The sequence below is a fragment of the Wolbachia endosymbiont (group A) of Epagoge grotiana genome, from assembly GCF_947251775.1.
GTDB lineage: Bacteria > Pseudomonadota > Alphaproteobacteria > Rickettsiales > Anaplasmataceae > Wolbachia > Wolbachia pipientis.
Map to the genome: position 1 here is coordinate 1,681,096 of NZ_OX366387.1, position 12,469 is coordinate 1,693,564.

General features: G+C 34.4%; 10 protein-coding genes, 1 other RNA gene and 3 pseudogenes. 10 read left to right on the top strand and 4 right to left on the bottom strand.

What is annotated here, in order from left to right; genetic code table 11:
- Positions 1–270: 270 nt before the first annotated feature.
- The gene (locus tag OPR50_RS07980; RefSeq protein ID WP_010962797.1) at positions 271–1,041 is read left to right on the top strand and encodes a response regulator transcription factor; all 771 of its coding nucleotides are present in this window, start codon (positions 271–273) and stop codon (positions 1,039–1,041) included.
- Between the two features lie 51 nt (positions 1,042–1,092).
- Here the strand turns inward: OPR50_RS07980 and rnpB are convergent.
- Both rnpB and OPR50_RS07990 read right to left on the bottom strand, forming a co-directional pair.
- Positions 1,093–1,442, bottom strand: an RNA gene (rnpB, locus tag OPR50_RS07985) — RNase P RNA component class A.
- 157 nt (positions 1,443–1,599) lie between these two features.
- Complete coding sequence (locus OPR50_RS07990) at positions 1,600–2,265, bottom strand: hypothetical protein (protein ID WP_265024051.1); 666 nt, start codon at positions 2,263–2,265, stop codon at positions 1,600–1,602.
- A gap of 154 nt (positions 2,266–2,419) precedes the next feature.
- On the opposite strand from OPR50_RS07990, the gene tnpA reads away from it, so the two are divergent.
- Positions 2,420–2,857 (top strand): IS200/IS605 family transposase, encoded by a 438-nt coding sequence (gene tnpA / locus OPR50_RS07995; RefSeq protein ID WP_006279552.1) that lies wholly within the window; start codon positions 2,420–2,422, stop codon positions 2,855–2,857.
- Positions 2,858–2,914: 57 nt separating this feature from the next.
- On the opposite strand, the pseudogene OPR50_RS08000 reads toward tnpA, so the two are convergent.
- Positions 2,915–4,294, bottom strand: a pseudogene (locus OPR50_RS08000) (hypothetical protein); the annotation flags it as partial.
- Positions 4,295–4,518: 224 nt separating this feature from the next.
- On the opposite strand from OPR50_RS08000, the gene nuoE reads away from it, so the two are divergent.
- Entirely contained in the window at positions 4,519–5,019 is a 501-nt protein-coding gene (gene nuoE, locus OPR50_RS08005; RefSeq protein ID WP_265024053.1) for an NADH-quinone oxidoreductase subunit NuoE, read from the top strand.
- The gene (tgt, locus tag OPR50_RS08010; protein WP_265024054.1) at positions 5,020–6,231 is read left to right on the top strand and encodes a tRNA guanosine(34) transglycosylase Tgt; all 1,212 of its coding nucleotides are present in this window, start codon (positions 5,020–5,022) and stop codon (positions 6,229–6,231) included.
- Here tgt and OPR50_RS08015 read toward each other — a convergent pair.
- Positions 6,228–7,553, bottom strand: a complete 1,326-nt coding sequence (locus OPR50_RS08015) for an IS4 family transposase (RefSeq protein ID WP_265023871.1) — start codon at positions 7,551–7,553, stop codon at positions 6,228–6,230. The two genes, tgt and OPR50_RS08015, sit on opposite strands and share 4 nt — an antisense overlap.
- Before the next feature lie 93 nt (positions 7,554–7,646).
- Here OPR50_RS08015 and OPR50_RS08020 point away from each other — a divergent pair.
- The 6 genes and pseudogenes from OPR50_RS08020 to OPR50_RS08035 all read left to right on the top strand — a co-directional run.
- Positions 7,647–7,896 (top strand): annotated as a pseudogene (locus OPR50_RS08020) (IS4 family transposase); the annotation flags it as partial.
- A gap of 156 nt (positions 7,897–8,052) precedes the next feature.
- Positions 8,053–9,666 carry a hypothetical protein gene (locus tag OPR50_RS08025; protein WP_155969333.1) on the top strand — a complete coding sequence of 538 codons (1,614 nt, stop codon included), beginning with the start codon at positions 8,053–8,055 and terminating at the stop codon, positions 9,664–9,666.
- Between the two features lie 177 nt (positions 9,667–9,843).
- On the top strand, positions 9,844–9,945 hold the full coding sequence (locus OPR50_RS08030; protein WP_213863610.1) for an IS630 transposase-related protein: 102 nt from the start codon (positions 9,844–9,846) through the stop codon (positions 9,943–9,945).
- A 49-nt stretch (positions 9,946–9,994) separates the two neighbouring features.
- Positions 9,995–10,183, top strand: a pseudogene (locus OPR50_RS08695) (IS630 transposase-related protein); the annotation flags it as partial.
- Between the two features lie 183 nt (positions 10,184–10,366).
- The gene (locus OPR50_RS08700) at positions 10,367–10,678 is read left to right on the top strand and encodes a transposase (protein WP_022626381.1); all 312 of its coding nucleotides are present in this window, start codon (positions 10,367–10,369) and stop codon (positions 10,676–10,678) included.
- Positions 10,679–11,012: 334 nt separating this feature from the next.
- Entirely contained in the window at positions 11,013–12,338 is a 1,326-nt protein-coding gene (locus OPR50_RS08035) for an IS4 family transposase (RefSeq protein WP_265023871.1), read from the top strand.
- Positions 12,339–12,469 lie beyond the last annotated feature (131 nt).

Below are 12,469 nucleotides of genomic sequence, written 5' to 3' on the forward strand. Positions count from 1 at the left end.
AAATATAACACAGACATATAGAATAGTTAAATATTTATTAACCGAAGTATTCTTTTAATAATAGTAACTTTAATTCAATATTTACTAAAAATATTATTACTATCATGGTATGTCTATTATATTTTAGATCTATTTATATAACTTTGGAACAATATATTTACTATTAATTAATAAGTGTAATTTTGATCATTTGTTAATAAAAATTTGATTTATTACTTTCCTTAGTTATATATATTACTAAAATTATAAATTATTTATGGGGTGTAAAATATGCGTATATTATTAATTGAAGATGATCAAGTAAGTGCAAAGACTGTGGTTAACGCCTTAACTTCTGATGGACACTTCTGTGACGTTGTTACTTCTGCACAAGATTATAACAATAATATGGTTTCCTCAAACGGAGATTACTATGACCTGGTTATTTTAGATATACACTTACCTGGTGATATTGACGGATATGATATATTGTTAAGACTAAGAAGTGCAAAAATCAAAGTTCCTGTCTTAATACTTTCATGCATATCCGCTGTCAATCACAAAGCTAAAGGACTCGGGTATGGTGCCGATGATTACTTAACCAAGCCATTTCATAAAAGCGAGTTATTAGCTCGAATTAAGGCCATAGTGCGTCGTACTAAAGGCCATCCTGAATCGGTGATAAAGATTGGTAATATAAATATCAATTTTGATCACAGGGTTGTTGAGGTGAAAGGTAAAACGGTTCACCTTACTAATAAAGAGTATTCTATGATAGAATTGCTAGCACTGCGTAAAGGAACAGTACTAACAAAAGAAATGTTCTTAAATCATCTTTACAATGGCTTGGATGAACCTTCAGATAACAAGATAGTTGATGTTTTTATGTGCAAATTACGTAAGAAACTTGAAAGTGCAAATGATGGAAAAAGCCACATAGAAACCGTTTGGGGCAGAGGGTATGTTCTGAAAGAGTATATTGATGATGATGAATATTCTAATGTTAATGTAGGCGAAAGTAGTGATGGCTATCAAGCAGAACAAGTGAAGGACAACGCATGAAATGCCTACACATTTAAATATAGCATGGCTTATATCGCACGTATCATGTGAACGCCTAGGTGAAATATAAGCCGAGTTCTGTTTATGTAGCTATTTATCTGGAGTAAATGTTACCATTTACCGCATGCGATTTACCCGAGTAGATATGAGGAAAACATAAAATCTACTTCTATTTAATCTTGCTCCTAGTGTTGGTTACTCGACTACCAATGTTGCCATTGCCATGGTGTGCTCTTACCACACCTTTTCACCCTTACCTAAAAATATTTTAGGCGGTAATTTTCTGTAGTCCTATAACTGGAGTTACCTCCGGCGGGCATTACCCGTCACTATTTTTCCTTGGAGCCCGGACTTTCCTCTGCTATGTTTATCACACAACAGCAGCTACTTATTTCACCTAGGAATTATACTTTAACATGAAAATCACAAAAGCAAAAGACAATTTCCTAACAGTCTACATATTAAAAACATTTAGACAAATAGCTAAAGGTGATATTCCGGCACATCATCACTATCCCAAGATAAGCTTTTTTCACTTTTAGACTCCGCTTCAGTTAGTCAAGAGCCTGGTCCACCGCTTGAAGACGATGAGCTACTTCTTGATCGACTACTACTTTCTACTGATATACTATTTAGCACTGTTTCAGATTGATATATAGTTCGCATTCTGTTACCAGTGGTAAAAATTTCTTCATCGCTACTTGAAGATGATCGCCTTCTATAACCCAAATCAGTTAGTTCTAATACAGGAGCAGCATTACGACCCTTAACATATCTATATGCTATGAATCCTATAATTCCAACAATACCTATTGCTCCAACCAAAGATCCCCCTATCATTCCTGCCTTATTAGACCCTATAGCAAGTTGAGTAGGTTGTGGTGAAGAAGTAGACTGAGGAAGTAAAGTCGTGGTGAATATAGGAGTTGTTGACTCTTTTGTTCTAGTACTTGGTATACTAAATACTGTTTGTGTAGTTTTCTCTGAGCTTGTTGTTGGCGCAGTTGGTTCCACTGTTACTGTGCTTGTTTGAGTCGTTGACTCTGTTGAAGGTTTATTCGTTGTAGAAGTAGGTGCAACGGCTTCTGTTGTTGGCTTCACTGTTACTGTACTTGTTTGAGTCGTTGACTCTGTTGAAGGTTTACTCATCGTAGAAGTCGACGCACCATTCGCTGCTGTAGGTTTTACAGTACTTGTCTCAGTCCCTGAAGTTACTATCGGCACACTAGTTGACGTTGTAGCAACCGTGGTCGCTTGTGAAGTAGTAGTTGTTTTTGCTACTGTCGTTGACTTTCCATAAGATGGTACAAGCCTCCACCTTCTAGGTGGAGAAACTTTAGTTTGTCAATGTCATAACTGTACTTTATAAAGTATAGTTATGACGGAATATGACAAAGGAAAACACACTGTATTTTATCATAGGTACCATATAGTCTGGATTACAAAATATCGGTACAGAGTATTAACTAAGGCTATGAAGGAGAGAATACGAACAATCATAGCAGAAGTATCTGAAGAAATGGGGATTAAGATAGAAAACGGAGTAATATCATCAGATCATTTACATTTATTCGTAGTAATACCTCCTCATATAGCTGTGAGTGATTTTGTTCAAAGAGCCAAAGGCAGGTCTTCACGCAAAGTTCAACAAGAATTTCCAGAGCTAAATAAAATGTACTGGGGAAAGCGTTTTTGGGGAAGAGGATACTTTAGTGCTACCAGCGGACATATCACAGATGAAGTCATTAATGAGTACATCAATAAACATACAGATGCACATCAGCCTCATTCTATATCTAGTATAAGATTGGAGTAGCTTTAGCTTCTCACCGCGCTTCCAGCGCTATATCCAACCTTTCGGCTCTCAGCCGATAGTGGTTGAGTCCGTTGAAGGTTTACTTATTGTAGAAGTAGGTGCAACGGCTTCCGTTGTCAATTTAGTAATCTTCACAGCGTCGGTTTCTGCTGTGCTAGTAATTGCAGCAGTCGGCGTTTTCTTAGAAGTCACAACCGTTTCTGCAACAGTTATAGGAGCCACGGTACTACTAGAAATAATATCTGGCGTTAATCGACCGTTAATGATATTAACAAAATCACTGAGAGTTTTGATGCTATTTGCCGGTATTATTGTTGCTTCAGAAGATTTTCCAGAGCCGTTTTGATTAAAAGTTACAATATTTTCTCCACTTACCGCAGTTACGATAAAACCACCCTGACCGTTGCCTTTAATATATAATTGCTCTATAGGATCTGTAAATTGATAGATAGGAAAATCTGACACTGATCCATTTTTAAGTAGAGTTGCTATATGTAACCTCTGCTCATTAGCTGATTGGTCATTTTCAAGAAAAGCAACTAGATCATTTCCTTCCGTTTGTTCAACATACTGCAAAAAGCTTATTTCATGTTCTCTAGAAAGAGATAGTGCTTTATTATCTATTTGACCTTTTCGATTACCAAGTAAAAAGCCATTAACTCCATCCTTCAGACCCTGAATCACTTTAGCCATATCAAATTTAAAAATACGTGTTTTTCTCACCTCTTGATTTTCCTTAGTAATACTTTTGCTCACTTGCGAATAAAGCATCGTGTTTCCATTTAATGCCAATTGCCCCTGATTATCAAAATTGAACAATTTTCTTTCTGTAACACCTTTTTCTCCAGTCAATACCTTAAATTTTCCGCTCTCGCTTGACTTTAAGTACCAAGAAACTAAAGTTTGATCCTTTAAGTTATGGGCGATTACAATTACGTCACCATTACCAACTTTCACTGCTCTTGGTTGAAAGTAACTATTGCCCACATTTGCAAGACTATTATTATCAATATTCTTTTGTAATTTTCTTTTATCTAAATGTTCAACTGAAGGAGTATTAACTGATTGTTTAATTCCGTAAGTGTTAAAAGATAAGCCTTTAACGCATTTTTCTCCTTCTTCGCTAATTCCTTCTTCAGGAAAGATAACTCCAACTTTATCTATTTCAGCTGAATCTTCTATTAATGTGAGAGATAATTGATCTTTAAATTCATTTGCTACGCTGATATTTGTACCACATTCGTATGTTTTTGATTGATATAATGGACTAATAAGTAATTTTACTTTACTGCTCCCATTACCATTATCTTGATAGCTGAGTCCGTAAGCAACTCCATTCCCCTCAATTAATGCTACGTTTGTTGGATTAAAACCTATCGCTTCTTTAATTTCCGGTGTATTTGAGTTGATCCCGAGCAATCTTCTTAATATAGACATAATTTTATTTAAAATATTAATAAAATGCTATTATGATTACTCCTGTGTGTTAATGTCAATGAAAATTTTAACTAAAATTAAAAAATTAATATAATATTTTATACTAAAAGGTAAATATAAGCTTGAAGAGGGCTAAGAAGCTTTATGCTATTTCTCAAAAAACCAACAATTGCAATCATTGGTTCTACAGGTATAATCTGTTAAAGTTTACACGAGTCTCATGAATGATAGAAAAAGAAGAGCAGTTTAGTTTTACATCAGAAAACCTCAAGAAAGCGGGAAAGTTTATAGAGATGTATCCCAAAGGTAGAGAAGGTAGTGCTGTTATGCCTTTACTATATCTGGTTCAAGAGCAATGCGGATGGGTTTCTGAATCTGCTATGCGTTATGTTGCTGATATGCTGCATATTCCACATATTCGTGTATATGAAGTGGCAAATTTTTACACCATGTATAATTTAAAACCAGTAGGCAAATATCTAATACAAATTTGTAGAACAACTCCTTGCTGGTTGTGCAATAGTGAAGAAGTTTTAAATACCTTTAAAAAAAAACTTGGAATCAATATCGGTGAGACTACTAAAGATAATTTGTTCACTTTAAAAGAAGTTGAATGCCTAGGTGCATGCGTTAATGCTCCCGTTGTGCAGATCAATAATGACTTCTATGAAAATCTTACTCCTGAGAAAGTAGAAAACATCATAATAGAACTTTCAGGCAAATAGATGAAAGAAGAATTTTCATTCAAGAGAATCAAGCAATCAGGTTCTGCAAGAGTTGGAACAATTAAAACTCCAAATGGAAGCGTAGAAACCCCCGCTTTTATATTCTGCGCAACAAAAGCTGCAATTAAAGCTGCAGATATTGAAAGAATAAGTGAAGCTGGTACCCAAATCATACTTTCCAACACCTATCACCTAATGCTTCAACCAGGAGAGAATACTGTTGCAAAACTTGGTGGTTTGCGCAAGATGATAGGATGGAATGGGCCAATGCTAACTGACTCAGGTGGATATCAGATATTTAGCTTAGGCCACGGATCAGTTTCGGAAGAGATAAAAGGAATAAGAAAAAAACAAAAAACTTTGATCAAAATTAATGAGGATGGGGCAATTTTTCGTTCTTACATTAATGGTAAAATTTATTGCTTAACTCCTGAAAAATCTGTACAAATTCAACAGAAATTAGGTGCAGATTTAATCCTAGTTTTAGATGAATGCACTCCATTTCACGTAAGCAAAGAATACACAGCAAAATCAATGCTCATGAGCCACAGATGGGCTGAACGTTCTTTAAATGAATTTGAAAAAAACAATAATGGCAAGCAGGCACTGTATGGAATTAGTCAAGGCGGAGTGTATCAAGATTTACGTAGAGAAAGTTGTGATTTTATCAACGATTTGCCATTTTTTGGTCAAGCAATAGGTGGATCACTTGGTCAAAGTAAAGAGCAGATGCATGATGTAGTTTCTTTCACTATGGACCACCTGAAAAAAGACAGGCCTACTCATTTGCTTGGTATTGGTGGAATTGTGGACATCTTTCGCGGAGTAGAGCTTGGAATTGACACGTTTGATTGCGTGCATCCAACCCGCTTAGCAAGGCATGGTGGCGCACTTGTTAAAGTAAAAAACAGAAATTCTATTTCTTCAAAGTGCAAAGAGCATATTAATTTGCGGAATCAACAATTTGAGCTGGACAACAACCCAATTGAAAGTGACTGTTTATGCTTTACCTGCAGAAAACATTCAAGAGCTTATATACACCATTTACTGAAAGCTAAAGAGCTCCTGGCTTACACGCTCGTTACCATTCATAATATTTTCTTTATGAATAAGTTAATGGCATCAATAAGGCAGGCTATATTAGATGATAGGCTAGATCGGGAGAAAAATAATTGGATTAGTGAGATACCACTACCATACGCGTCAAGTTAAGAGATTGTGAGCAAATTTAGAGAGGTTAAAGTGGATACTCTAGCCCTTCTACGTTTGTCTTTTAATGAAAATCGCGACCAAGTTATAGTGAGTTTTTTAAGAAATGCTTTTAAACTATTAATTTTGGTTAATACTAAAAATAACTCTCTAACCCGCCTTTTTAGCTCAATAAATGCCTTTGTTAAGCTAAGTTCTGTATTCTTTTTCACTTCTGTGCAACCAACTATGCCGTGAAATATAAGAATTGCGCACAATTTAGCATATAGTTCACATAATACTCTGCATGGCTTTCCTTTTAGCTTATCAAGCCTGATATGGCTTTTATACAATTTAAATAATAACTCAATTTGCCACCTTACTCTGTAAATCGTTAATACTTGCTCAGCACTAATTTTATTTTCTGGAACATTAGTTATAAATATTGACCAGTTCAACAATTTTTGATTTCTTTTAGAGGATGTATATCCCTGCGATCTTGCTAATCTATTAGCTTTCCTTCTTCTGGCCATAGACTGTTCTTCAGTTAGTTTCTGACATATAATTCTTACTCTAATTTTTGCTTCTTTTCCTAACAATACCTCGTTTTCTAAAAATAACTTATCCTCTAAACATTCTAATAACTCCATTTTTTGATTTGTTTCTACATCATATATGTTGGTATCGGATTTATAACGACTTATGAAATAAGCTCCTATTTCATTGATTTGTTTAAAAGAACTTGGCACAAAATAACCGAGATCAGATATTAGCAAATCATTGCTTAATATATTACTTAAATGTTTCCTATATCCCTGGTCTGATCTTACCCCCTCCGTTAAATTAAGTTGGTCTATTATCTGATTCATGTAGTCGAAAACTAATTGTAACTTTATTCCAGACTTAGTATTGCTTTCATAGCCACTGTAGCTAGTACCATAACCTTTATACATCTCTTCCATACTGTTAGGTAGAGTAATATAGCTACTGTCCAATAATTTAACACTATTAAATTGCTGTAAGATTTTGCAATCAACTTGCAAGATATTTTTAAAGAGAATCACAGATTCATTATACATCCTTTTCATAAATTCCACTGCTTCTTCAGTAAATCTAAAATCCAAACCTTGTTTTGTTATATCTATCGAGTCCTCGTTTAGTAATTGACACATTGTTTCTACGCTACAATTATCAACTCCTATATTACCCAAGACCATGGCTTTTACGAATGATGAACCTTTTAGCTTTCTCTTTCTTTTTATAAACCTTGTTGTAATTGAGATTTTCTCTGCTTTTTCATTAAAAATTTCTTTGAGCTTTTTTGATAAGCAAGTTATTTTATTCATTGGTTCTCTCACTAAAAGTATATCTGGGAGAACTTATACCTTATTATTCTATCTCTTTCATACCTTTATTTCCTTAACTTGACGCGTATGGCTAACCCAACATTACCATGTACTACCTTATTAGCTGAAGAGGAATGGAAAGTTTTATACGTTAAAATACACAGAAAACCATGTCCAAGTGTAGTTCCCAACATAAAAGAAGCTGTTTCATGAACTTGGAGGCCATTTAGCAAGAAAAAATGACCCAGAACCAGGACCTTATGTTCTTTGGAAAGGATATAAACGTCTCTTTGATTTAGCAGAAGGATGGCGACTTGCTCACGAACCTCATATTTGTGGGTAATAGTAAGTTGTTAGCGGGATCTGGAGATACCGCGGCGGTATGACGTAGGGAATCTTACTTATTATAGCTATAGTTCTACATGAATTACAAAAGTAATATTTACTAGATCTTAATATTTTAGATCTATATTTTAATAAATAATGAGCTGTAATTAGTATGAATAATCCATTTAAAAGTGAGAACTATAAAAAAAATCTCGATTCTCTGATCAAAGCTGTAAAGCTAGGAAATGCAGAGAAACAATATAACAAAACGTTAAGGGATTTATCTCATGCATTAGAAGGTTTTACAGGTGAGGCAAAAGGTATAGCTGAGTTTGTTATATATACTGACTTGAACAATTATGTAGAACAGCCATTAGGTCTTTTTAAAACATTAATGAATAGAATTTTGGGAAAAAATTTTCCAACCAAGAACAGTAGTATAAGTAATTTTGTAAATGATGAGTTGTCAAGTTTCACTTTAGAAACAGCAGCTAAGTATACAAGAATTTTAAAAAAAATTGATCTCTTGGAACAATTAGAAAAAGATTTCAGAAAAAATAATATTTTAAAAGATTCTTTAAATTTAGAACAAAGTGAAAAGAGTCAAGGAAAAGATAGATCACACGAAGTGAGTTTGGAAGGTAGAAAGCAAAAGGAAGGTACTTTTGAGCTGCGAAAAGAAGAACAGCCGAAAGAAAAATTAGGTGGTAATCGCATGAGGCAAATAAAGCGACCAACAACAGCACCTCCGGCTGCTCCAGATTCGAGGAAGGTACGCTTTAAATCAGAAATATCCTCAGATGGAGAAAGCAAGGCAAAGTCTACATCTTCTTTACTAAAAGGAGCTAATAGTTTTAGTATGCCTGATGCTAAGGAAAATCCTTCTGAGGATTCAGGCTATGAAAGTTCATTAGATCAGGGGTCTGAATATGAAGACATATCAAATTATCAAGAGAAAAAGCAAAAGGAAAATCCTTTATATGAGCAGAGAGAAGATTCAGGCTATGGAAGTTCATTAAATGAAGAGTCTGTATACAAAGAGATATCAAATTATCAAGAGAAGAAGAGTAAAATTTTAATAGAAAATTCGCAGAGTTCAAAATCGCCCAAAGAAGAGCCAATTTATGCAACAGTTCCTAAAGAACATATAGAAGCAAAAAGAGAACGTAAGCAGAAACAACAACCTCAATCCCTCGTACCACCAAAACCACCGCAAGTGCCAAAAAAAATGTTTACTACTGGTCAAGAAGTTAGACAAGAATCGAAAGTGGTAATCAAAGATAAACCTGCAGTACCGCCAAAGCCTAAAAATCTAAGCCGTGCTAATCAAAAAGTAAGCACAGAGCCAAAAGTAGTAGGAGTAATTCTTAAAAAATCAGCTGAAAGAGTACCACTAAAATCTGAAAATCAAGACAATAGGAAATCAGCACAAAAAGCTGCTGGTAAGGCGATACCAAAAGTAGCAGCAGCTACTATGAAAGGAGGAGCTAATCGCGAGATGGGCAGTAAAGTAAAGGCATTAAAAGAAAAATTTGAGCAAAATCAAGCAAAAGGAAATGCTAATGTACAGCTTGCTGAAAGCAAAACCACTCCAGCAGCACAAGCGGATATCGGTGTGAAGAAAAAACAATCTCATTCATTTCTAACAGAGAATAAAAGATCTGCAACGAAACACGTAACAGCAAAATCTGATCCAAAATCTCATATCAGCAAAAATTCCCTTCTCACGCATGCAAATGTAAAGGAAATGGTTGCACAAATTGAGAAAGGAAAAGGAGGAAGATAGTAACATTTGGGAAAAAAACATATGTGTCAAGTCAAGAGATTGTGAGCAAATTTAGGAAATTATAGCTAAACTGACTTAGATTTACCGACAATTTGAAAAACCGTCATTCCGCTAACTATAGTATTTTCAAAAGCGAATGATAAAGGTATAATATGTTTTTTTAAAGTAGGGAAAGCGATGGTATATAGTGTAGATTTAAGGGAAAAAGCAGTGTCTTTGGTAGAAAAAGGAAAGTCAAAGGTTGAAGTTGCAGAGGTTTTTGAGATAGACACTATATAGATGGCTAAAAAAGAAAGCTACTGGCCAAGGTCTCAAAGCGGTAAAAAGTACTGGTTTTATTCGAAAAATAGATCCAGAAATACTCAAAGAATATGTCAAAAAACACCCAGATCACACACTAGCAGAAATGAAACAAAACCTTGGCTTTGGGATAAGTGCAATTTGGTATAGATTAAGACAGCTAAAAATAACCTTTAAAAAAAGTCACATTCTATCAAGAGCGCAATCAAGAAGATAGGCAGCAATTTATCGATAAAGTCTCAAAAATAGACCACTGTAGCATTTTATATATAGATGAAGCAGGAGTGACTATACCGAGAATATGCACGAGCTCCAAGAGGAGAAAAAATATATGCTGATGTTCCAGGAAAAAAGCGGGAAAGAGTGAGTATAATAGGTGGATGAGAAGTTTATTGCACCAATGACCTTCACAGGAGGGTGTAATAAAGATATATTTAATGTATGGTTAGAGCGAAGATTACTTCCACAATTACAGCGTGATACAACCATAGTTATGGATAATGCTACATTCCATAAAACTCCCAAAACAAAGTCATTAATAGAGTCTTTTGGCTGTCATTTGCTTTATCTTCCAACATATTCACCTGATCTAAATCCGATAGAGCATTGTTGGCACACCATCAAAAGTTGCCTCAGACCTCTAATGCATCAATGTACAGACTTACACCTTTTAGTTGGTAATACCATTTTAGACGTTTATCATTCGTTTTAGAAAATACTATAGTTGAAATAGCGCAGTTACTCACCCCATAAATTTGGTGCTCTCTTTCAATCAAAGGTGTCTTGCTGCTTGAAATGTTTTCTTTGTAAAAATTTGGCTTATCTTTATATCATCTCATTCAAACAGCATTAACATAACTTATGCCTTTTTTGGATGTAGAAATTTTCTAGGAATTGTCTTTTTGAATTCTATGGTATTTTGTTTAACATTGAAACAAGAGGCCAGTGTCACGCACCATACGCGTCAAGTTAAGGAAATAAAGGTATGAAAGAGATAGAATAATAAGGTATAAGTTCTCCCAGATATACTTTTAGTGAGAGAACCAATGAATAAAATAACTTGCTTATCAAAAAAGCTCAAAGAAATTTTTAATGAAAAAGCAGAGAAAATCTCAATTACAACAAGGTTTATAAAAAGAAAGAGAAAGCTAAAAGGTTCATCATTCGTAAAAGCCATGGTCTTGGGTAATATAGGAGTTGATAATTGTAGCGTAGAAACAATGTGTCAATTACTAAACGAGGACTCGATAGATATAACAAAACAAGGTTTGGATTTTAGATTTACTGAAGAAGCAGTGGAATTTATGAAAAGGATGTATAATGAATCTGTGATTCTCTTTAAAAATATCTTGCAAGTTGATTGCAAAATCTTACAGCAATTTAATAGTGTTAAATTATTGGACAGTAGCTATATTACTCTACCTAACAGTATGGAAGAGATGTATAAAGGTTATGGTACTAGCTACAGTGGCTATGAAAGCAATACTAAGTCTGGAATAAAGTTACAATTAGTTTTCGACTACATGAATCAGATAATAGACCAACTTAATTTAACGGAGGGGGTAAGATCAGACCAGGGATATAGGAAACATTTAAGTAATATATTAAGCAATGATTTGCTAATATCTGATCTCGGTTATTTTGTGCCAAGTTCTTTTAAACAAATCAATGAAATAGGAGCTTATTTCATAAGTCGTTATAAATCCGATACCAACATATATGATGTAGAAACAAATCAAAAAATGGAGTTATTAGAATGTTTAGAGGATAAGTTATTTTTAGAAAACGAGGTATTGTTAGGAAAAGAAGCAAAAATTAGAGTAAGAATTATATGTCAGAAACTAACTGAAGAACAGTCTATGGCCAGAAGAAGGAAAGCTAATAGATTAGCAAGATCGCAGGGATATACATCCTCTAAAAGAAATCAAAAATTGTTGAACTGGTCAATATTTATAACTAATGTTCCAGAAAATAAAATTAGTGCTGAGCAAGTATTAACGATTTACAGAGTAAGGTGGCAAATTGAGTTATTATTTAAATTGTATAAAAGCCATATCAGGCTTGATAAGCTAAAAGGAAAGCCATGCAGAGTATTATGTGAACTATATGCTAAATTGTGCGCAATTCTTATATTTCACGGCATAGTTGGTTGCACAGAAGTGAAAAAGAATACAGAACTTAGCTTAACAAAGGCATTTATTGAGCTAAAAAGGCGGGTTAGAGAGTTATTTTTAGTATTAACCAAAATTAATAGTTTAAAAGCATTTCTTAAAAAACTCACTATAACTTGGTCGCGATTTTCATTAAAAGACAAACGTAGAAGGGCTAGAGTATCCACTTTAACCTCTCTAAATTTGCTCACAATCTCTTAACTTGACGCGTATGGTGTCACGCACTGGCATGACACCCATTTGTTCCTATAGTTGTCTTTTCTCGTCTACCTTATTTTGCCACTCTGCTGAACAGATACATAAAGAAAGTGGAAAATTGGACATTCTCAACT